Genomic DNA, 21,947 nt, shown 5'->3' with positions numbered 1-21,947 from the left:
TTTATCTGAATGCTTTTTTTAAAAAGAAGTATTTGTATACAAGAAAACTAAAAGTCGTAATCAACTGCACCCATAAATAGTGAAAAGCTGTAGCCCAAATCAATGCGGAATAAAAAAGCCATTCTCCCATTTTGCTGGTGTACACTACCGAGAGATAGCCTAGGATTCTTACTTTAAGACTTTTCCCTTTATCTCCCTTGAAGACAATCATGTCGATAATAAAGAAGTTAAGGGTAGTGACTATCACGCTTACCAGAAAATAGGACAAGTACACATTCCAATGAAGCAGGTCATTGAACCCGTAGTTTAAGCCAAAAGCCAACAAGTAGCCCGGTATTCCCCAAAGGGCCATTTTGGAAACTCCTGAGAGGGTTTCTTTTACCATCAGGTCTCCCTCAAATGTTTTTGTTGACAACAAGGAATCTTCGCGTTTTATTGATAATCTCTGCAATCAATCCAAAGAAGAAGAACTGAAAAGAGAAAAAAAACAGAATCAAACATAAGCCTCCTAAGCTACCCACAAGCTGATAATCCCGAATTCCCCTGAGGATGGCCAAAACCATAAATACCATGCTCATGGGTACAAAGACCTTTTTGGGGTTGAAGTACAAGGCGAGTCGAGTGACCAGGGTAAAGAACACAATCGTATCGTTGATTGGGCTAATCGAGGACTTTCCGATTCGCTTGAAGTAGTTTATTTCATAAAAGGCTACTTCATGATCGTTGGTCAAGGCACCTAAGGTAATGGTAGAGGTAAAGGAAAAGCCTTTTGGCAGCAAATTCCAAAACTGAACGGCCAATTCCTTTTTGAAAATGCGCATACCTGAGTTCAAATCAGGGATTTTTTGCCCGCTTAAGAATGAAGCGAATGAAGTTAAAATTCGCTTCGGAATCTTTCTTGACCACGAAATATCGGCCCATTTTCTCGCACCAATGACCATATCCATTCCAGCTGCTTTGTCAATCAACTCGCCGAACAAGTGATTGGGATAGGTTCCATCCGCATCCGTAATTCCAATCCAATCGTATCGGGCATGCTTGATACCTGTTTTCAAAGAAGCTCCGTAGCCTTTGTTTACAGGATGATGAATCAGTTGGACAGGAATATGGATTTGGGATTTATCCGGAGTTTCTTTTGACCCGTCATTGACCACGATGATCTCAAAAGCAATTCCCTTTTTCTCCAAGGTCTCGTGGATGACTGAAACGGTATGATTTAGTACATCCATAGACTCATTATAGCAAGGGACGATGATGGAAATGGCTTGGGGTTTAGATTGGGTCAAAGGGATGGGTTGAGGGTTGGAGGTTTTGGGTTCTACGTTCTACGTTTTGGGTTCAATGTTGAAATATTGCTGCCTTGGGCAGGGACGTGACGTTAGACGTTCTAAGTTTTGGGGCTTCGACTTCGCTCAGCCTGACAGGGTTTAACGTTCTACGTTTTGGGTTCTAGGTTGGAGCGTTGTGCCGCTGGCAGAATCGTACCGTTGATTAACGTTGAACGATGAACTTTGAACGTTGAACGTTTTGGGTTTTGGGGCTTCGACTTCGGGACTCCCGTCCCTCAGGTGCTCAGCCTGACAGGGTTTAACGTTCTACGTTTTGGGTTCAGCGTTGGAGCATTATGCCGCTGGCAGGGTCGTGACGTCAATTAACGTTGAACGTAGAACCTTGAACGTTGAACTTTTGGCCCTAATTTGTTTACCTCAAATCAGCCTTGACCCATTACCTTCTCAAAATACGCTATTGTCTTCTCCAGTCCGGCCTTTAGGTCCACTTGAGCTTTCCAGTTGAGGAATTCGGCTGCTTGACGGATATCGGGATTACGCTGCTTAGGATCGTCCTGAGGGAGGTTTTTGAAGACCAGTTGGCTTTTGCTGCCAGTGAGTTCCAGGATAAGTTGGGCCAGTTCGAGCATGGTGGTCTCAGTGGGATTGCCCACATTGATTGGGCCAGTAATCTCCTTTGAGGTCTGCATCAGCCCATACATCCCCTCGATCAGGTCGGAAACATAGCAAAAGCTGCGGGTTTGGCTGCCATCCCCGTATATGGTAATGGGTTCATTCCGCAAAGCCTGCAGGATAAAGTTACTGATCACCCGTCCATCGTTGGGCTGCATATTGGGTCCGTAAGTATTGAAGATCCGGATGACTTTGATCTCTACCCCATGCTGTCTATGGTAGTCGAAGAATAGCGTCTCCGCACAGCGCTTACCCTCGTCGTAGCAGGCCCTGGGTCCGATGGGATTTACATTGCCCCAATAGGATTCAGGTTGGGGGTGAACCCCGGGATCCCCATAGACCTCAGAAGTACTGGCTTGCAGGATCTTTATCTTCAGTCGCTTGGCCAATCCCAGCATATTGATGGCGCCCATGACGGAGGTCTTGGTCGTCTGCACCGGGTCAAACTGATAATGCACCGGGCTGGCAGGACAGGCTAAGTTGTAGATCTCATCCACCTCCACAAAGAGCGGAAAGGTGATGTCATGCCTGAGCATCTCGAAGTTGGGATGGTCGAGCATGGAGTGGATATTTTGCCTTCTTCCGGTAAAAAAATTGTCCACACAAAGTACTTCATGGCCCTCCTGGAGGAGTCTTTGACAAAGATGAGAGCCTAAAAATCCGGCTCCGCCGGTGACGAGGATGCGTTTCAAGGATGTTTTTTAATGTCTAATTGATGAATTGTCGAACTGTTTAACTGACGAACTGGAGAGCTGCGAGTTAAGGGTTAAAGGTTAATTGTTAAGGGTTCGAAGTTCGGGGTTCAGGGTTCGGCGTTTTGTCGAACTGATGAATTGACGAACTAAAGAAGGTAGAGGTTAAGGGTTAATTGTTAAGGGTTAATTCGTTTCTGCCGTTGGCATGGACGTGACGTTGGACGTTCTACGTTTTGGGTTCTACGTTGGAGCGTTGTGCCGTTGGCAGGGACGTAACGTTGATTAACGTGGAACATTGAACGTTGAACATTTAGGGTTTTGGGATTAAGATTGAATTTCTGATCAATTTAATTATTCCTCAAGGAGCTTTTTGGCCTGTTCTTTTAGGATAGGCAAGTCTTTGTTTAGAATTCCCCAAATAATTATCGGATCTACTGAATCATAAGTATGAATGACCCAATTCCGTAAATTCACAATTCTTCTTGCCTCCGAAATGGGAAAATCAGGATCTATTTTCAGAATCCGATTGGTAGCTTCTCCAATAATCTCCAACTCTCTTTCTACAGCCCTTCGAAGCACTTTCTTTTTTTGAAATGTCAGGAAGTCTCTTTTTTTTCCTAAGTAGGTATCTATCGACTCTATGGATGTCGTGATATCAAGGAGTAATTTCTTTAATTCAAGCTACATAAAGTAGAAGCCTTGAAGAGAGAATTTTTTCCTTGAAGAATTTATTACCCAAAGAATTTTCAGTCAATAAGTCGATCTTTCTACCCAATAAACGCTCTAGATCTTCATGAAGCTCAAAATAGTGGTCGGTATATTGATCGAATGGAATATTTTTGAATCTGATTAAAAAATCAAAATCACTGTTTTCAGAAAATGTATTGCCCAAAGCAGAACCAAAGACATAAAGCTTTTCGATCTGATGCTTATGGCATAAATCAAGCAGTTCGGTTCTTTTTTTCAAAAGTAAATTAAGTCCTTCATTCCTTGAGTAATACGAACTAAGGGGTTCTGAAACTTGATCGAACACTGCGTTTTCTTTCATTAGCTATCTTTTTAATGAATTTAAAAAAAAATTGAGGGTTTAAGCTTGAATTGACCGGCCTATTTTCCCAACAGGTGGATTGAGAAAGATGAGGTTAAGGGTTAAGGGTTCGAAGTTCAGGGTTCGGGGTTCATTGTCGAATTGATGAATTGTCGAACTGTTTAACTGACGAACTGGAGAGCTGCGAGTTAAGGGTTAAGGGTTAATTGTTAAGGGTTCGAAGTTCGGGGTTCAGGGTTCGGGGTTCATTGACGAATTGATGAATTGTCGAACTGAAGAAGGTAGAGGTTAAGGGTTAATTGTTAAGGGTTAATTCGTTTCGGCCGTTGGCATGGACGTGACGTTGGACGTTCTACGTTTTGGGTTCTACGTTGGAGCGTTGTGCCGTTGGCAGGGACGTGACGTTGATTAACGTTGAACGTAGAACCTTGAACTTTGAACGTTGAACGTTCTACGTTGGAGCGTTGTGCCGTTGGCAGGGACGTAACGTTGATTAACGTTGAACGTAGAACCTTGAACTTTGAACGTTGAACGTTCTACGTTGGAGCGTTGTGCCGTTGGCAGGGACGTAACGTTAATTAACGTTGAACGTAGAACCTTGAACTTTGAACGTTGAACGTTCTACGTTGGAGCGTTCTGCCATCGGAGCGTTGTGCCTTTGGCGGGAACGGGACGTTGATTAACGTTGAACTTTGAACGTTGAACTTTGAACGTTGAACTTTGAACGTTGAACGTTCTACGTTCTACGTTGGAGCGTTGTGCCGTTGGCAGAAACGTACCGTTGATTAACGTTTAACGTTGAACAGATTTTGTGAATCAAAACATAAACTCCACTAAGCAACGAGTCTTGCAACATCAGGAATCAATGATTCAAGGAATTTTGGAAATTGCTTTTTATATAAGAGCTTCCCATGTGAAATAGAAAAACAAAACTGAGGCTCTTTTTTATAGGTAGAGCAATCAAATACGTCAACCGAATCGAAGTAGGCAAAATACATATTGAGGTTAGAAAAGCCTTCAAAATATCTTTTTTCTATTTCAGAAGACGGGACGAAATGTCCTCCATTGGCTACTCGAATAGCAACTCTTCTTTTGGCTTCTTCCAATGAATTTAACACAAAATAGATAAGGTGAATCTTATAGCCTACTTTTTTGAATTTCTCTGGCCAGAAAAGTGGAGTGGAATTAAAATTTGTTTCATAAGCGAAATCCTTACGATCGTTTACGGCTATTTCTATTTGTCTTTTCAACTCCTCGAAGGCTAGATTATGAGCCATTCGATCCTGAATATCAGATGGCTGAAGCTCATGATAATAATCTAGAAAGTATTTATCGTAATCGAAGGGAATCAATTGATAATCAAAAAGTGACTTAGAAAAAGAAGACTTGCCGGCCCCATTGCATCCTGCTACTACCCAAAGTCGTGGATTAGCCAAGATTGAATTGAGGGGAAGTATTAGGTTGATTTTTCAGCACACCTTTTCTAAGCGCCTTTTCGTAGGTTTCAATTTCCTTTTTTATACGTGGCATTTCAGCCTTCATCCTAGTTTGAAAGCTTTGAATCTCAATTTTTTTTGTTTTCTGATTCATTATGTAAATCTACTTAAGCCTATCCAAACTATAAACGAGCTGATTGATAGTTTGGGTTTAGTATTTAATATGTAATGTTCTACGTTTTGAGATCTAGCTTGGAGCGTTGTGCCGTTGGTGGGAACGTGACGTTGGACGTTCTACGTTTTGGGGCTTCGACTTCGGGACTCTCGTCCCTCAGGTGCTCAGCATGACAAAGTTGGACGTTCTACGTTTTGAGTTCTACGTTGGAGCGTTATGCCGTTGGCGGGAACGTATCGTTGATTAACCTTGAACTTTGAACTTTGAACGTTCTACGTTTTGGGTTCTACGTTGGAGCGTTGTACTATTGGAGCGTTATGCCCTTGGCGGGAACGTGACGTTGATTAACGTGGAACGTTGAACATAGAACTTCGAACCCCTAAGCCACATCGGCGAACGTACGCTCCATCTTTCTACCCCCCTAGCCCCCCTTGAGGGGGGAATGGGTAGCGATTTCAGATTAAATAATGTTTTCACAAATAAAGTCTTGGAAATGAAACCAACTCCCCTACGCCGCAGCGGAAGGGTTGGGGTGGGGTTATGCCACATCGGCAAAGATTCGTTCACCCCCCTTACCCCCTGAAGGGGGAGGAAAGGCGGGAATGTAAAGACAATTAAGAATCAAAAGATTCTAAATTCATTTTTTTCTGGAAACTGAACCAACTCCCCTCCTTCAGGAGGGGTTGGGGGAGGTTAAGCCACATCGGCGAACGTACGCTTCATCTTTCTACCCCCCTAGCCCCCCTTGAGGGGGGAATGGGTAGCGATTTCAAAATTAAATCGGCATAGTAAATTCTACTTTTGGAAACGAATCTGACTACCTATTCGCCATGGCGGGAGGGCTGACGTGGGATCAAATACTCCAAAATTCGCTCAATTACACTTTCAAAACTGTCCAATACCTCTTCGTTTCGAAATCGGATTACTATTAATCCAAATTCCTCTAACACGCTAGTCCTCCCTAAATCATATTCTTTTTGATCTATTTGATCATGTATACTCCCATCTACCTCAATCACTAACTTTTGTTGATGGCAATAGAAATCCACGATATAGTTTTTAATGGGGTGTTGTCTTCGAAACTTTAATCCTTGAAGAGATTTATTCTTAAGAAAATTCCATAAAACCTCCTCTGAGGGAGTCATTTGTTTCTTCAGTTCTCTCGCTCTTCTTTGGATTTCTGGAGGAGCTCCGTAAAAAAGATTTTCTGAGTAGGACATTAATTTAACTTCCTTGTTTTCTACCCCCCTAGCCCCCCTTCAGGGGGGAAATGGGTAGTGTTTTCAGATTAAATAATGTTTTCACAAATAAAGTCTTGGAAATGAAACCAACTCCCCTACGCCGCAGCGGAAGGGTTGGGGTGGGGTTATGCCACATCGGCGAACGTACGCTCCATCTTTCTAAAGTACATCATCCCAAACACGAACACGACCACTGCTACGATACTTCCCGGCCAGATCCATTCCCAGGGCATTGGTCTGTTCAGGAAGGCGGCGCGGAAGCCTTCGATCACGCCGACCATGGGGTTGAGGATATAGAACTTTTGGTATTCAGCCGGTACTGCGGAAGTGCTATACACCACCGGAGCGGCATAGAGCAGCAGTTGGACCAAGAAAGTCAGCGCATGCTTCACATCCCGGTATTTCACGGCCAAGGCAGAGAGAAACATCCCTATTCCCAGGCTGCACATCAGGAGTTGGAGGATCAAAAGCGGGGTATACAGCACCCCCCAACCTGGGATTTGCTTGAAGTAGATCAGCATAATCACCACGACCACAAAAGCAATGGTAAAGTCCAGCATCTTGGACAGGATAGCCGAGAGAGGCAACACCATTCTGGGAAAATAGACCTTGGTGATCATATTGGCATTCTGAATCAGGGAATTGGCCGATTCGGTAAGCGTGCCGGAGAAGTAGTTCCAAGGCCAAAGAGCCAGGTAGGAAAACAGGATGTAAGGCATTCCGTCTGAGTCCACCTTGGCCAAGCCACCAAACACCAGCGTAAAGACCACCGTAGTGAACAGGGGCTGGATAATCGCCCAAGACACCCCGAGAATGGACTGGGCATAGCGGGCCTTTATCCCCCGGAGTGTAAGGAAATAAAGCAAATCCTTGTATCTCCAAAGCTCTTTGAAGTCCACCATCTTCCAGCCGGAGGAGGGTTCGATTACTTTGTAATGTTCTGTGTTCAAGGTTTTGGGTTCTAGGTTGGAGGGGTTCTGCCTTCGGCAGGAACGTGATGTTTGACGTTCTACGTTTTGAGTTCTACGTTGGAGCGTTGTGCAATTGGAGCGTTGTGCCTTTGGCAGGGACGTGACGTTCGACGTTCTACGTTTTGAGTTCGACGTTGGAGCGTTGTGCCGTTGGCAGAAACGTATCGTTGATTAACGTTGAACGTAGAACCTTGAACGTTTTGGGTTCTAGGTTGAAGGGGTTCTGCCTTCGGCAGAGACGTGACGTTGATTAACGTAGAACCTTGAACGTTGAACCCCTTTATTTTCCATAAATCAAAATTCCCATGATATCTCCTGGGTCCTGATCGAGGATTTCTACTTCGACTTTTCTGTTTACTTTTTCGTAGGTCTTGTCCCGGATAAAATTCAGGTAATCGGTATCCAGATTTTTTCCAACAAGGATCATTTGGACTGTGCCTGAATCAATCCCTTGGGCGTAATCTCCGACGATATAGGCTTTGTCCACGTCCCCCATTCGCTTTACGATTCGCTCCATCAAATCATCCAAACCCAAAAATTTGGAGACCATATTTTTGATTTCATGAAAGAAGGGGTGCCCTTCGTTGGCTTTGTACATTTTGGTTTTGCCCTCTTCTGCGGTAACCAATAAGCCCGCTTCTGTCAGCCGGTTGAGTTCGACCCGAACAGAATTGGTGGATTCCTCAAAATCCTTAGCCAAAGAGCGCAGGTATCCTGAATTGCTATGGGAAAAGAACTTCAGGAGAAGCTTGATTCGGGTTTTGGATGTGACGAGGGAGTCGAGCAAAGAGAGGGATGGGGTAAAGGGTTAAATCGGTGCTGCCCTTTGCAGGGACGTGAGGTTGGGAGTTCTACGTTTTGGGTTCAACGTTGGAGCGTTGTGCCCTTGGAGCGTTATGCCGTTGGCGGGAACGTGACGTTGGACGTTCTACGTTTTGAGTTTTACGTTGGAGTGGTTCTGCCGTTGGCAGGAACGTACCGTTGATTAACGTTGAACGTAGAACCTTGAACCTTGAACATTGAACGTTTGGAAAGCTTCGCCCTTTCACTCCCACCCCCTAGCCCCCTGAAGGGGGTATTAATTTCAACCTACCTTTAATTTTAGGTGGATTTGGGAAGAGAAGTTAGCCTAGATTGAGTAATAAAATTACTCGGTACTTTGGGAATTGCAAGAGTTCGGGAGAAGAAAATTTACTCGTTTGGTGATTAATTGTCGAATTGTCGAATTGTCGAATCGTTTGATTGTTGAACTGAGGACCGAAGAGGTTAAGGGTTAAATCGGTGCTGCCCTTGGCAGGGACGTGACGTTGGGCGTTCTACGTTTTGGGTTCAACGTTGGAGCGTTGTGCCGTTGGCGCGAACGTAACGTTTGACGTTCTACGTTTTGAGTTCTAAGTTGGGGTGGTTCTGCCTTCGGCAGGAACGTGACGTTAATTAACGTTGAACGTAGAACTTTGAACGTTGAACGTTTTGGGTTTTGGGTTTTGGGTTCTCCCAACTAAAAGTATTGCCCCGTTTCTGTGATTCGCCAGAGGTAGGCTAGTCCGGAGAAGACATGAAGGGCGAACAGGAAAGAAAGGAGCTGCATTTTTAGCCGGTCGGATGGTTTTTTATCCGGATTTTGGGAAAAAGTTGACCAAAGAATTTTAGCTATGACCAGGTACAGGATAAAAAGGGAAATGGGGATTTGCCAGTAGAAATTCCCATCCAGATACCCTGGACCGCTTTCTGCAAATAGGAAAAAGACAAGCATGGCGAAGCAAAAAGTGGAAAAAGCCAAACGGAATACCGAATCATTCCCAAGGGTTCTTCCAAAGCATGCCAAGGAACCCATCAAAAAAGGAAAGCTTCCAAATAAGTCCCAAAACGGGTTCTCGGAGAGTTGGAGCCATACACCGAAAGGATCGAGGATCACATCTCCTCGGGCATTGAAATTGAAAAACAGACTTTGTTCTGAACTATTGGAAAAGATCATCCACTTGCTTCCCAAGAGGAAAAGAAGCACCGTGCCTGAATAAATTATTATCGGCAAAATGGACTTTTGACCTACTTCTGAAAGAAAAATCAAGGAAATCAGGGCCGGAATCAGGCCAAAGAGAAAATTGGGTTTAATTCCTAAAATCAGCAGGGTCCAGAGTCCTATCCGAAAAAAATTGGGCTTTTCTCCACTAAACCATTTTTGAACCTCCCCAAAAAGCAACATGCAGAAAGGAAAGACGAAAATGGTACTGCCATTATGCCAAAGGTTGGGGGTCATTTTTCCCAAAAACCAATAGGCCCCCTCTCCCATCCAGGCAGAGATTGGGAAAAACAAGATCAGTCCTAAGGGAATCCAAGGAGTCCAGCTCCTTGCTCCAAACACTGGGCTGAGGTAGCGATAAGTCAGCAGGAACTTCCCCAGCCAACTCAGGCTGACCAGAATCAGCAGGCCTATTTTGAGGCTTTGGGGCGAGGGAATGAGGGTACTGATGCCAAAAAAGGAAAGGTAGTACAGCGGTGGGAAGGGGATTTTTCCCCGCTCTTGGTAGAAATTCCAAATATCCAGATGAGCGGGGAAATCGGAAAAGACTTTCCCGGCAAGCATGGCATAGGTTATCCAGGAATATCCGATAGCCATCAGAAGAACAGCGATCCAAAAAATAAGGGTCTTTGGAACTTGAATCATGGACTTTGGAAGAGATTCTTAGGCTTGGAAAAATGAAGCAGGACCAAACTCTCCCCATTGATCTGCTTGCTCAGCTGGAAACCGGGAGAGATTCGATTCATGTAGTCTGGAAAGATGACCGGTTCCGCAGACCGAAATACCAGGAGGTAGAAATCCTCCATTTCTCTTTGGCTGGAAAATTCTCTCTTTCCATAGGCTTTTTCCTGCATGGCACTTCGGGAAATCCATCCATAGCCAAGAAATGAAACCTGCTTTATAGAATTGTATTGTTCGGTAAATAGGTATTCAAAAACCCCTTCCAGAAAAAGAGGGGATTCAGGATTTTTCTCCGCAAGCAATCGATCAAACTCCCGCTGGAAGGCCAATCTTCCCTGAGCTTCTTTATAGAAATTGAAGGAATGAAAGCACAGGAAAAGAAGGAGGAAGAGGAACAGACCATGAGCCGCTTGTCGGGGAATAGTTGGTTTGGGTAAGTAAAAAACCGGAAAGAGAAGAACCAGAAAAAACAGCAGATTGACCCGTCCCAAGAGCAGATTGAAATGATTAAATATCAGGTAAAACCCTATCCAAATACTCAAAAAGAGGATTTTTTTCTTCAACCCGGCTCCAGAAGCAAAAAAGGCCAAAAGGAGAAAACCGATCAGCATGGATTTAAACAACTCCGTGCGCTGAATCCGAACAAGCCGGGTAAGTCCCTCTCCCATGGCTTTCCATTGGAAGAGACTTTGATCCAATTCCTTTTTTTTGATAAGGAAATCCTCTTTGTCCAGAGGAAGCTCTTCAAACATCCAGCGACTGACATAAAACCAATCAGATGATTCGGGAATCTCTCCTTTTTGGGATTGCTGTACAAAAACCGGGTGATCCAAGACTGTGGCTCGGGCAGAATTGAACTTGAGGTACTCTTCTGAAATGAAGGCAGATTCGTAGCCCCATTTTCCAAGCCCTAGGAAAAGACAAAGGATAAGGAGTCCCAATATTTTGAACCATTTTAGGTTGCCACTTGCCAGAGGAAAAATAAATGCTGCCCAAATCCAGCCCAAACTGATCAGAGCAGCCGATTCCAATCGGATGGAGAAGCCCAGAAAAAAGGTGAAAAAGCCCAAAGCAAGCCCTCGTCTGGAGTAGGAACTGAATAATTGGGTCATCCCTCCCAAAACCGCAAATCCTGCGATCAGAGTAAATTGCGGAAAAAAGGCAAAATGGACAGAAATCAGTCCAATAAAAAGGCTCAATAAGTGCTTTTGAATGGTTGGAAAAGTGGTAGTCCAGATTTTCTTTAACAATAGAAAAGCCGAAAGAAAATTCACTCCAAACCAAGTGAGACCATACCAATTGACCTCCGGAGACCCGGAGTACAGCTTGGAAAAAGTCCAACTCAACCAGGGATGGATAAATACCGCATAGGGTTCTGGTTCTCCGGTGTAAGCACCCGAAACCAGCCACATCATCATCACGTCGTCGTTGGTCTGAAAGCGCCAAGGGAAAAACCAAATAATCCCCAAGCCGAGAAAAAGGCCAAAAGTCCAATAAATGGAGGAATCATATTTTCCCTGCTGGCTTATCATTGGAAATTGCTTATCAAAATAGGCTCTTGGATAAAGTTTTGGGGCAAGGAATCAATGGGGTAAAATAAAACATCTTCGGCATAGCCTTGGGGAAAAAAGCCCTCTAATTGCTCCCGATCCCAAAATCCTGGGCTTTTGGGCAGGGTTTTCCCCAGAAGGTATGCAAGTCCGGAAATCCGATAAGCTGCCAGCAGCTTTTCCTCCCCTTCAAACCGGGCAGATAACTGCTCCAGGCCTCGGACTTGGTCAGGACTCAGCAAAATGACTTTTCCGGGGAGATATTCCCACTTTTCCGTCTGCTGCTCAAGCTGACCTTGTTCAAAAGGCTGCCACCAAAGCCCATTCAAGACCAATATCCCCGTTACCCCTGCCAGGCTAAGGGATAAAGCCTTTTCAAGGCGGAGATTGTTTTTCCCCAACCAAATCCACCAAGCCAGAATCCAAAAGACCAGGTAGTGGATTCCTATTCTCATCCAGTATACGTTGCTGCCAAAATGCAGGACAAATGGCAATAGGAGAAGAAAAAAAATCCAGATTTGATCTCTTCCGGACAGTTGGAAGAAATGGTATTTGTGAAAAAACCAAGCCCAAACCCCTGCTCCTAAAAGCAGGAAAATATGGTTCCATTCCTCCGTAATTCGAGTGATTGAAAAGACGAGAAGGAAGGAAGGGAGAATTAGCAAAGCCTGGATAATTGGCTTTTTGATCCATCTAAAGACGATAAACGAACCCCCAAAAACCAACAAGCACCAAAATACCCCTACCCCGGTATGCTTGATTAAGGTCCATCCTTGGTAATCGGTTCGGGCCGTTTGCACTGACAAGCCATCCCTAAGTCGAAGGAGGGCATTTTCACCCAAATCCCAGTAAAAAACCCATTCCAGGAAAATAAAAGGAAGGAGCAGGCCCAAAAGGAAAAACCAATTCAGCTTTTTCTCCAAAAACAAAAACAACAAAGTCATTCCTGCCACAAGAATTGCCACTGTCACTTTCACATAAACCAAAAAGGCAATCATTAAGCCTATCCCAAGCCTTACCATCCATCTATCCTCCTGAAAAGAGATCAAAGCAAGCCAGCAGGCAGCGATTACCACAGAGAGATGATTGTAGGACAAGCTAGCCGGAAGAAAGCCATAACCTGCAAAAAGACCCAATAAGGAAATGAGGAAGATGGTTGGGGAAAGCTGAGTTTCTGATTTTACATTTTTATAGCAAACGGCCAGGGCAAAAGCTCCTAGGCCGTAAATCAGCAGACGAAGTACCCGTAATCCTACCATGCCAAAATGAAATCCAGTGACCTGATGAATGAGCTTAAAAAAGAGGTCGTAATTGAATATTCCTCCCTGATTTTCCTGAAGGGGATGCGCCAGCAACACATACAAGCCCTCATCGGATACGTCAAATCCACGGTTGACCCCTGCTAAGACGATAGCTACAACGAGAATCGAGGCTCCGAGGAGAGGTTTAGGCATTGGGAATGATTGGAAGATTGGAAAATTTAAAGATTGGAAAATTTAGGAGTTTAAAGTGGCAAGGTTGCAAAGTGGCAAAGTTTGGATCAGGGAATTGAGTAACTGTTTAATTGAGAGTTGGAAGGGTTAAGGGTTAATAGATTTGGTCTTAAGTCTTTTGTTTTGTGTCTTGTGTCTTTCTTCATTTGTCTTTTTCCTGATTCTCAATAGTCTTATCGATCAGGTACAAAGGCCGGCCTTTGACCCCTTCGAAGATTTTACCCACATACAACCCCACAATCCCCAGCATCATCATCAAGATTCCCGAAAAGAAAGAAATGGAAAGAATCAAACTGGTGTACCCTGAAACGGTAATGGCTCCTGACAGATATCGGAACAAGGTGATGCATGAAAAGAGGAAACTCAAAAAAGCGATCCACAAGCCGACTTTGACCATGAGGCGAATGGGCTTGTCTGAATAGGCCAAAATGATATCCAAGGCCAAATTCAATCTTCTGCGGAAGGAATATCCACTTTTTCCGTCTGTTCTGGGCATGTGCTTTACTTCCACGAAGGAAGTGCTGAAACCCATCCAACTTACCATGACAGAAAATACTCTGACGGGTTCTTTCATTTTTAGAAAGGCATCGATCACTTTCCGGTGGTATATCCCAAAGTTGCCCACCGAGGGATCGAAGGTATTCCCAGTCAGATAGGACAATAGGCGGAAAAACAATTTACCCAATCCTACTTTAAGCAGGCTGTCTTTTCGGTTGACCCTCCTTGCCAAAACCACATCAAACCCCTTGATGGCTTCCCGATAGAGATTTGGAATTTCCTCCGGGCGGTCCTGAAGGTCTCCATCCATGACCATTACCCACTCCCCTTGAGCATGGTCCAAGCCTGCGGTGATGGCATAGTGCTGCCCAAAGTTTCTGGTCAGCTTGATTCCTTTGATTTCAGGGAATTTCCCTGCCAGTGCTGCAAGGGTATCCCAAGACCCTTCCGGGCAACCGTCATCCACCAAAATTACCTCAAAATTGGATTTCAGGGATTGACATACCTTTTCCAACCTTTCGACCAACTCCGGGAGTGTTTGACGCCCTTTGTAGACCGGGACGACGACAGATATGTGAACGATGGGCTTAATTGCTGGATTTTTGAGGCAATATATTCAAAAAGCAGGATACTCATCCCCAGTCCAAGCAAGAAGAAAGGACTGGAAAATGAGATTTTCCAATCGTCGGCCACTGAAAGTCAGGCATCCCAGACAAGTGGAAGTCAAGCTCTACTCCGGTTGGATAGGGATTCCCGGAAGATCGGGTAGGATCAAAAAAATCGGACCGTTTGGGCAGGGAAAACTGTAGATCGGGGAAGGCAGAGAAAACCTGGGAGAGGGAAATTTCGGATGGATCCATTGGGGAGAATCCACCCAAAGGGACTGCTAGTTGTTCACCGGTCTGGCAGTTGAGAATCCAGGAATGGGCCTTGCTTTAAGTGGAGAGAAAGTAGATCATTGGATTAGGAAATATTTGAAATGAAAAAAGATTGTTTAGTAAAAAATCGCTTTAAATAAGCTAATTCTACCCAGGAATAGTGATAAAATGTGGATAAATATCCGCTCAAAAACAGAAAAATACCCACTAGTGGGTATTTTTATTCTATGCACCGATGGTAATTTTGGTCAGGGTGATTAAGCAACTTTTCTCATCATTTTTTCTAGAACATCATTAAGGGATTTTTCTCCCACTTTTTACCCCTTTCTCTTCTTCCTTTCAAAAAAGGGGGATTTTCCGGAATCCAAGCAGTTAAGGAAAGTGGAGAAGGCACCTGTAGTGAATGATCTTCCCCAGACGACCGCCTAGGGTACAGGAAGTTACGATTTTGGCAAGGGGAAAGGATTTTACCGGTTGAAAAGTGAATTATCCTATTTATACCACGGGTGTATCCGTAACCTTGCGCGTAGGTCTCAAGTAGCAGTTTTTCCTTTATGAAAAATCTCCCAGCCTCCTTTGGCAAAGGGAATCCGCCTATTTGTAACCTCAAAACCTAATTTAGCCAAGTAACTTGCAAATAAGCGGAAGCACCTTTTATCTAATCGTTGTAGTTCCGCTTTTTTGCCAGTAGGAAAAATACGGCCAACTTAAGCTCATAGGTTCAGGATATGGAAGTTTCGGTCTACCAGCCAGACCAGCAAGGGGAATCCGTCAATTGACCTCATTGCGGATAATCCTAGTTAATAAAACCTGACCTCACAGTTGGGATTGGAAGATTTGAAATTATCCACTGCCCGTGAGGACAAGCGGGTATTGAAACAGGAGAGCTTCTTCAGCATCAGGCCTTCCACGGGTTTCAAAGATCTGAGATTGGTACTGGCCACATCGAGTTCCTCCAACTCATAGAGATTTTCCAGCCCTTTGAGGGCTTTGAGATTGGTGCCGGAGAGGTTCAGTTTTTTCAGGCCTTTGATATTGGAGATCGCGCTCAAATCCTCAATTCCTGTATTGGATAGATCCAATTGCTCCAAGCTGACCAAGCTGGAGATTGGGAGAAAATCGTTTACCGGCATTTGGGACAAGGTCAGTTTTTTCAACAGCACCATTCCGCTGACCGGGGCAATGCTGGATAGCGGGGCGTCAAATACCGAGAGAGACCTCAGGTTGACAAAGGCGGTAATCGGGATCAAATGCTCGATGGATACCCGCTGAAAACTCAGCTCCGACTTGGCTGTAAGGGAATGAAGCTGTTCGGTATTGGGGTCTGCAGGAAGGGAAAACTCTCTTTTGAACAGGTCTTTCCATGGGGTATCCAATTCTTCCCACCAGGTTTTCAATTCTTCTGAGCGGTAAATTACATTCACTTCGGCTCTCTGGAAAAGAAAGTCTGGAATCTGGGTTTGGTCCAGCTGGCTTTGATCGACGTTGAGGTACCTTAAGTTGGGCAGACCTACCACCTCTTTGATACTTGTCACCGGACTTCCCTGAAGATCGATGGATTCCAGGGCTTCGTTGGACTGAAGGGCAGAAAGGTCAGAGATTTGGGTGTTTTTACCCAGGATTTGCTTCAACGTTTTCACTTCAGAAAGGGGCAACAGGTCTTCTACGGGATTGGCTGAGAAGTTGACTTTGGTGAGGTTAATGAAGCGGACGATGGGATTAAGGGTGGTCAGCTCCAATTCGCTGATATCCAGCTCATAGATATTGACTGTCTGTGTCAACACTTCTATTCCTGGATTTTCTCCTTTTATGGCTGGATTGGCTCTTTTGAGCCCCTCTTTCCAAGCAGCGGGAAGGGTAGCCCACCAAGATTCCAAATCTTTGACATGGTGAATGAGCAAGACTTCGGGATTTTTCCGTACAAAATCATCCGCAGCGACGGTGGACAATTGGGTCTGATCCGCCAATACTTTTTTCAGGGCAGGCAACTCCTGAAGCGGAGTAATATCCGATACCGAAGTAGCCGTGATATCCAGAGTTTCCAGGTTTTCAAACTCCCGGAGGGGATTTAGGTCTTGGATGTTGGTTTGGGCTAGATTGAGGTTTTGCAGGGAGGTAAGCGAAGCCAAGGAAGAGAAATTCACCATGTAGTTTTGGCTCAAATCCAAGGTTTTCAGGGAGGTTAATCCCTTGATGTTTTCCGGATTGTTAAAGCCGCTGTTGCTCAGGTAGAGGTGTTCCAAATTCTTGAACTCGTTCAATACGGCAAAGCTGCTGATTGGGGCACCTTCAGCCCGTAGTGTTTTGAGATTTTTCAGGTTGAGCAGCTCCCCTATGCTGTCCACTTGGGTATTGGAGATATTGAGGGTCTGCAGCCGGTCAGCGTATTTGATAAACTGAATGTCCCGGGTTGGGGTATTGGAAATGTCCAGGTTTTCCAGAAAGGTCACATTGGAAATGGCACTGAGGTCCCGGATTTGGGTTTGACTGATATCGACGACTTTGAGGTCTCGCAATTCAGCAAGGGGCCGGAGGTGCTGAATATCTCGTCGGCCGGAAATATTCAGGGTATCGATACTCACCAAGCGGTAGAGCATATCGAGCTCCATGGAATCTTGAAGGGAAAAATTAAATCTGGAGGCAAAGTAGTTTTTCCAAGGGAGGTCGAGGGATTTCCACCAAGCGGTCAATTCCTCATCCCGGCTTACCTTGGTGGTATAGATACTTACGATTTTGAGTTCCTGGGATTTTTCATTGAGGTTGACCTCGATAAACCTTGGGGTGGTATTGGTAATTTTCTCTCCTGCTTTTCCTTGAGCCGTGATGGTTCGGTCCAGAGAGGCCAGGAAGTACACTTCTCCGTTGTCCTTTTGTCCGGGTTTGACTTCCCGGATTTTGAATTTGAACTCAACGGTTTTGAAAAAAAACTCGATATCCTTCAGGTAGGCGGTGACGTCCTTGTTGGTGACGACTTTTCTGTCTGCCAGGAGGTCGTCCTCTACCTGTACTTTTTCATCCCGGAAAATCTTAAGGTAGCTTTCCCGGATGATTACATCTTTGTCTCTGGCGCTGGTTTCGGATTTGCCCAAAGTATTGAGCAGAAACTCCAAAAACCGGATTTGATCTTCCACCTTGGAAGTCAACTCCTTTTGCTGTTCTTTGGTGTAGCCCTTCAGGGTCTGAGTGTGGGCTGCGAAAGGAAAGGCAATCAGTGCAGAAAGAATCAGGAAGAATCTAATCCTGGTCATAGATGTATTTGAGAATAGTTTCTTTATCTCCGGGTCCCAATTGGACCAAGTTGGAAATCAGCCAACCGGTATTAAAGCCCGGTCTGTTGAATTGATTTACTTCAAAATACCAGCCATTTATCTGGAAGAAGTGAAATTTAACTCCTGTGACGGTATCAAATCGGAGGTTATTTTGCTTCATTTCGTACAAAAATATCGATAGATAGTCCGGTTTGTAGGAGTTGGGCGTGAAGGATTCCGGCAATTTCGAATCCTGAAATGCCCTGCGAAGGTTCATGAATCCCAGTTCATGACTCAGTGGATGAAGAAAGTCCTTGGCTTCTCCCACCGGCTTATTGAAGAGGTTTTTAAAGGGTTGGAAAATCACCTGATCGATCACCCATTCAAAACCCAATCTTTCGGCTTGGATTTTCATGATCAGGGTGACTTTTTCTCTTTTGCCTTTGAAAATAAACTCCGTGTCCACTTCGGCATACCATCCTTCCCGGTGAAAATTCAGGTATTGAGGATAGATATCAGAAAGGACAAACTGGGTAAACTTCTGTTTGACCTCGGGGGAAACACCTGAAGTCTGATTGTCGAAGAGGATGGTCAAGAATCCCTTTCTGAGCGCGGGATTCTGGTACAGCGAGTCCCCCGGGTAGAACCGGATATTGCCATCTACGGATTCCTCTCCGTTGAATCTTCTGAAAAATTGATTGAGCTGTTTGGTAGAAGCTGCAAATCTGCCGTCATCCTTGATTGTCCCGGGACCGCCGAGGCCCTGTCCCGGGACAGAAGAGATGATTGCGATAAAAAACGCAAAAATCAGAAAGGTTTTTCTCATGCTGAGGTTTCAGTCACTCGAACATCTCCGAGCATTACATCCCAAAATTCGATCGTGCGACCTGCAATTTGAGTTTGTTTTTTCTCAACGTAGATGGTGATGTCCTTCTTGGTGGTATCTCTGTAGTTCATCCCTGTTTCGATAGAAGTACCTTCAAATCGCTGATAGATGGTAATTACGCCCACGTATCGTCCGTCAGGCTGTCTTTCCAAATCGGAGATGTACTGGATATCGTACCAAGTGATATTCACCCGGTCGTAGTTCAAGGCCATCAGTCGCTCGAAATAGTTTCTTACCTTATAGTAAGCGATTTCATTGGTATTGATGGAAGAGACGCCCATTTCCGCACCGGGAGCGAAGAGTTCTTCGGCGCGGTCCATTACGCGGTTCGCTTCAGAAAACTGGGTTTCCTTGCTTCCGATGATGGCGATGTATTTGGAAAGGTCCTTTACTTTTTCCAAAGCCAAGGAGTCGATGGCCTGCTTTCTGGCAGGGCTGATATTGTCCTGAGCAAATGCTGCTAGAGAGATAGAAAGGAGCAAGCCTAGGGAAAGGATAAATTTATTTTTCATTTTGGATAGAGTTCTAGCAGTGATTATTTTCTTCTCAATTCAAGTTCGGACACCTTTCCATTTGCATCCAGACGGATGTCTGAAATGTAGTTGAGGTTTTTCTTGGTGTCCTTCAGGTACTCCAGGTATCTTTTGATCGTGGTCGGTTCATCGTAGTCTTTGATGCCATTTTCTTCATGAATGACGATCAGAACAGGGGTTTCCTGATTGGAAAACATGGCCAAGGTCTGCTGAATGGACTGGTCGGCCGCATTGAGGCTACCTGCATTGGCAACCGCATTGAAACTGTTTTCCAGCTTTTCAGCGGCGATTTCCTCAGCGGATCTTGCTGGGGGAGGCGGAGGCGCTTGTTCTACCACTTGCTCTACAGGTGCAGGAGGAGGAGTCGGCTGGACAGCCTTCTTCTTACTCTTACAAGCTCCCATGGCCAAAGTGAGGACAAGACCCATAAAAAGAATTCTTTTTACGGACAGGGTGGATACAGATTGTTTCATTTGGATAAATTGGATTGTTTGGATAGTAGATTGTTTATGCCTGGTTTTGGGTGGCCTTTACAGGGCACAAAGTAAGCGATTTTGAAGAAATTTCGTGCAAAGGTCGGGCCTAATCCCTCATTTGAGACTTGAGTACGCAGAAAAGATTTTGTTTGTTAAGTTAAAAAATGCAAAAAGCCCCTGCAAACCAAAGGAACGAATATTTTCAATACACTAATATCATAAAATGGGCCAAAAATACCCTATATAGGGTATTTCCAAGCCCATAATTTTGTTTCAATTTTGAATGTGTTAAGTTTTAATTCAGGCAATAGCCAGTGCAAAAGCCCTTTGGATCTCCAAAGGGTTTTTTTCTAGCCTATCGCAGGAGAGGGAAACGGATTATCCGCAATTCTATCTGAAGAGAAGCATCAGGATGTACCTATAGCAGGTACTTTACAACAAAACACAGCGGAGGGTCTACCCCAGGTTGTTTGCCCATTGCGCTTTCATCCCTAGGTTGTGCTTTGCGCTGTACGTAGGTGGCTATTTAAAAAAAACGAATTTAGATTAAAGTAAGGGACAGACTTGTCAGGAAAAAAAGGTATCTTCCTTTTGGAGAAAATTTTTATCAGGGCAGGAGAATTCGAATCCAAAAACAATTTCGTCGATTATATATGGAGGTCAACCATCCAAAGCAGCAAGGAAATTCGTACATCCAATCCAGACGGTCAAGGCGACTGGAGTGCTATTGCAAAAGCGTAGCTTGGTAGTTTTGGGGGTTTGAAAGCCAAATGCAAGCTTTTTTACCCTTTTCCTTAGTCCGTGGCAGCAGTAAAAAAATCCATGAAATGGAATCCGGATTCCTTACAATCGATTTAATTATGGACTTTATCCAAAAAAAAATTTGAAATCTGCAAAAAATGAGAAAATGAGGTTTTGCATTTCTCTTGGTTTTAAATTTATTTTGACGTTTGGAAAAAGTCTTAAATTTTAGTTATTGAAACAACTTTACCACTATTTAAATGAACCAATTTTTAGCTTTCATCTCCTCGCTGGGGCTAGGGGTGTTAATTTTGCCAATCCTTATAATTATACTGAATAAGGCCAATATCGGGGATATTCCCGGAGGAAGAAAGATTCATCTCAAGGTAACCCCTTCCATGGGTGGAGTTGCCATCATTTTCGCAAGTATTGTTTCTTTTGGTATCTGGGGCTGGTATTTGGCTCCGGGTACGATGCGATTTGTGATTCTGGCGATTTCGGTGATGTTTTTCATAGGGTTGCGGGATGACCTGTCTCCACTGAGCCCCATGCAAAAAATAGTCATGCAATTGGGGGCTCTATTTCTGATTTACTTCTTCGCAGACGTGCGAATTACCAATTTTTACGGTTTTCTCGGGGTCTATGAGCTCCATGAATTGGCCAGTATTTTGGCTACCTTCTTTGTTCTCTTTGCCATCACCAATGCTTACAATCTGATTGATGGCATAGATGGGCTAGCCGGTACCATCGCATTTCTTCCCTTTTCCATCTTGGGATTTTGGTTTGCTTCTGTGGGTCACTTGGGTTATTCCGTGTTTTGCTTTGCCATGCTAGGGGCCATTGTAGCCTTTTTGACTTTCAACTGGCATCCGGCCAAGATATTCATGGGGGATACCGGGTCTCTGCCGATCGGCTTTTCCATGGCGATCGTGGTGGTGGCCTTTATGAATATCAATGCTGACCTCCCTGCCAGCGATGAATTCAAGTTCACCCCCAACTTCAGCTTTTCATTGGCTATGGTTTTGATTCCGGCCTTTGATATGGCCCGGGTATTTGCCAAAAGAATCTCCAGAGGCAAGCATCCGATGAAGGCAGACAAGAACCATCTTCATCACCTGTTGATGCGCTTTGGGATGAAGCAGCCCAAGGTGGTTTCCATTCTGGTGCTGGCACAGATTACCATTATCCTATCGGTCTTGATTCTTCGGGATTTTTCAGATAATCTGGTCCTGCCAATCGTATTCCTGGTGGTATTGGTATTTGCCATCATCTTGGAATTGGTCACCCCGCACTTTTTGAAATTAAAAATCATGAAGGCCCTTCCAAGATTTATGGAGGCCAAAGAGCCTGCGGAAAAACAAAAGGCCGTAAATTCCAAAGATTTTGAGAAGTGGCCGATCAACATGAATTAATCTC

General features: G+C 44.5%; 18 protein-coding genes. 1 reads left to right on the top strand and 17 read right to left on the bottom strand.

Going from position 1 to position 21,947, the window contains the following annotated elements; translation table 11 throughout:
• Position 1 precedes the first annotated feature (1 nt).
• From AAA943_RS10925 to AAA943_RS10845, 17 genes are all read right to left on the bottom strand, one after another.
• A complete protein-coding gene (locus AAA943_RS10925; RefSeq protein ID WP_338224279.1) occupies positions 2-415 on the bottom strand; it encodes a GtrA domain-containing protein in 414 nt (137 codons plus the stop codon).
• Positions 396-1,286, bottom strand: a complete 891-nt coding sequence (locus AAA943_RS10920; RefSeq protein ID WP_338224278.1) for a glycosyltransferase family 2 protein — start codon at positions 1,284-1,286, stop codon at positions 396-398. Before AAA943_RS10920 ends, AAA943_RS10925 begins: the two co-directional genes overlap by 20 nt.
• Before the next feature lie 425 nt (positions 1,287-1,711).
• Positions 1,712-2,653 carry a UDP-glucuronic acid decarboxylase family protein gene (locus tag AAA943_RS10915; protein ID WP_338224277.1) on the bottom strand — a complete coding sequence of 314 codons (942 nt, stop codon included), beginning with the start codon at positions 2,651-2,653 and terminating at the stop codon, positions 1,712-1,714.
• A 354-nt stretch (positions 2,654-3,007) separates the two neighbouring features.
• Complete coding sequence (locus tag AAA943_RS10910; protein ID WP_338224370.1) at positions 3,008-3,298, bottom strand: HepT-like ribonuclease domain-containing protein; 291 nt, start codon at positions 3,296-3,298, stop codon at positions 3,008-3,010.
• Between the two features lie 34 nt (positions 3,299-3,332).
• Entirely contained in the window at positions 3,333-3,704 is a 372-nt protein-coding gene (locus AAA943_RS10905; RefSeq protein ID WP_338224276.1) for a nucleotidyltransferase family protein, read from the bottom strand.
• An 833-nt stretch (positions 3,705-4,537) separates the two neighbouring features.
• Complete coding sequence (locus AAA943_RS10900) at positions 4,538-5,140, bottom strand: ATPase (protein ID WP_338224275.1); 603 nt, start codon at positions 5,138-5,140, stop codon at positions 4,538-4,540.
• A 996-nt stretch (positions 5,141-6,136) separates the two neighbouring features.
• On the bottom strand, positions 6,137-6,535 hold the full coding sequence (locus AAA943_RS10895) for an endonuclease domain-containing protein (protein WP_338224274.1): 399 nt from the start codon (positions 6,533-6,535) through the stop codon (positions 6,137-6,139).
• 146 nt (positions 6,536-6,681) lie between these two features.
• A complete protein-coding gene (locus AAA943_RS10890; protein WP_338224369.1) occupies positions 6,682-7,458 on the bottom strand; it encodes an ABC transporter permease in 777 nt (258 codons plus the stop codon).
• Between the two features lie 349 nt (positions 7,459-7,807).
• On the bottom strand, positions 7,808-8,314 hold the full coding sequence (locus tag AAA943_RS10885; protein ID WP_338224273.1) for a winged helix-turn-helix domain-containing protein: 507 nt from the start codon (positions 8,312-8,314) through the stop codon (positions 7,808-7,810).
• A 711-nt stretch (positions 8,315-9,025) separates the two neighbouring features.
• The gene (locus tag AAA943_RS10880; protein WP_338224272.1) at positions 9,026-10,192 is read right to left on the bottom strand and encodes a hypothetical protein; all 1,167 of its coding nucleotides are present in this window, start codon (positions 10,190-10,192) and stop codon (positions 9,026-9,028) included.
• Positions 10,189-11,760: a hypothetical protein gene (locus AAA943_RS10875; protein ID WP_338224271.1), complete on the bottom strand. Its 1,572-nt coding sequence runs from the start codon at positions 11,758-11,760 to the stop codon at positions 10,189-10,191. The genes AAA943_RS10880 and AAA943_RS10875 overlap by 4 nt, the downstream gene beginning before the upstream one ends.
• Positions 11,757-13,232, bottom strand: coding sequence for a hypothetical protein (locus AAA943_RS10870; RefSeq protein WP_338224270.1), 1,476 nt, complete (start codon positions 13,230-13,232; stop codon positions 11,757-11,759). Before AAA943_RS10870 ends, AAA943_RS10875 begins: the two co-directional genes overlap by 4 nt.
• Before the next feature lie 181 nt (positions 13,233-13,413).
• Positions 13,414-14,343, bottom strand: a complete 930-nt coding sequence (locus AAA943_RS10865) for a glycosyltransferase family 2 protein (RefSeq protein WP_338224367.1) — start codon at positions 14,341-14,343, stop codon at positions 13,414-13,416.
• Positions 14,344-15,447: 1,104 nt separating this feature from the next.
• Positions 15,448-17,895 carry a leucine-rich repeat domain-containing protein gene (locus tag AAA943_RS10860; RefSeq protein WP_338224269.1) on the bottom strand — a complete coding sequence of 816 codons (2,448 nt, stop codon included), beginning with the start codon at positions 17,893-17,895 and terminating at the stop codon, positions 15,448-15,450.
• Positions 17,882-18,721 (bottom strand): hypothetical protein, encoded by an 840-nt coding sequence (locus AAA943_RS10855; RefSeq protein ID WP_338224268.1) that lies wholly within the window; start codon positions 18,719-18,721, stop codon positions 17,882-17,884. Before AAA943_RS10855 ends, AAA943_RS10860 begins: the two co-directional genes overlap by 14 nt.
• Positions 18,718-19,293 (bottom strand): hypothetical protein, encoded by a 576-nt coding sequence (locus tag AAA943_RS10850; RefSeq protein ID WP_338224267.1) that lies wholly within the window; start codon positions 19,291-19,293, stop codon positions 18,718-18,720. Before AAA943_RS10850 ends, AAA943_RS10855 begins: the two co-directional genes overlap by 4 nt.
• 23 nt (positions 19,294-19,316) lie before the next feature.
• Positions 19,317-19,787, bottom strand: a complete 471-nt coding sequence (locus AAA943_RS10845) for a nucleoid-structuring protein H-NS (RefSeq protein WP_338224266.1) — start codon at positions 19,785-19,787, stop codon at positions 19,317-19,319.
• Positions 19,788-20,791: 1,004 nt separating this feature from the next.
• On the opposite strand from AAA943_RS10845, the gene AAA943_RS10840 reads away from it, so the two are divergent.
• Positions 20,792-21,943, top strand: coding sequence for an MraY family glycosyltransferase (locus AAA943_RS10840; RefSeq protein WP_338224265.1), 1,152 nt, complete (start codon positions 20,792-20,794; stop codon positions 21,941-21,943).
• Positions 21,944-21,947: the final 4 nt, after the last annotated feature.

This window comes from Algoriphagus confluentis (assembly GCF_036245625.1).
Lineage (GTDB): Bacteria > Bacteroidota > Bacteroidia > Cytophagales > Cyclobacteriaceae > Algoriphagus > Algoriphagus confluentis.
Note: the sequence above shows the minus strand (reverse complement) of the source record. Positions and strands in the feature narration are given on the sequence as shown.

Bases quoted from the DNA above. Each gene is read 5' to 3' on its own strand.
- AAA943_RS10905 (WP_338224276.1), bottom strand. From the start codon at position 3,704: ATGAAAGAAAACGCAGTGTTCGATCAAGTTTCAGAACCCCTTAGTTCG.
- AAA943_RS10895 (WP_338224274.1), bottom strand. From the start codon at position 6,535: ATGTCCTACTCAGAAAATCTTTTTTACGGAGCTCCTCCAGAAATCCAA.
- AAA943_RS10890 (WP_338224369.1), bottom strand. From the start codon at position 7,458: ATGGTGGACTTCAAAGAGCTTTGGAGATACAAGGATTTGCTTTATTTC.
- AAA943_RS10880 (WP_338224272.1), bottom strand. From the start codon at position 10,192: ATGATTCAAGTTCCAAAGACCCTTATTTTTTGGATCGCTGTTCTTCTG.
- AAA943_RS10875 (WP_338224271.1), bottom strand. From the start codon at position 11,760: ATGATAAGCCAGCAGGGAAAATATGATTCCTCCATTTATTGGACTTTT.
- AAA943_RS10870 (WP_338224270.1), bottom strand. From the start codon at position 13,232: ATGCCTAAACCTCTCCTCGGAGCCTCGATTCTCGTTGTAGCTATCGTC.
- AAA943_RS10860 (WP_338224269.1), bottom strand. From the start codon at position 17,895: ATGACCAGGATTAGATTCTTCCTGATTCTTTCTGCACTGATTGCCTTT.
- AAA943_RS10855 (WP_338224268.1), bottom strand. From the start codon at position 18,721: ATGAGAAAAACCTTTCTGATTTTTGCGTTTTTTATCGCAATCATCTCT.
- AAA943_RS10850 (WP_338224267.1), bottom strand. From the start codon at position 19,293: ATGAAAAATAAATTTATCCTTTCCCTAGGCTTGCTCCTTTCTATCTCT.
- AAA943_RS10845 (WP_338224266.1), bottom strand. From the start codon at position 19,787: ATGAAACAATCTGTATCCACCCTGTCCGTAAAAAGAATTCTTTTTATG.
- AAA943_RS10840 (WP_338224265.1), top strand. From the start codon at position 20,792: ATGAACCAATTTTTAGCTTTCATCTCCTCGCTGGGGCTAGGGGTGTTA.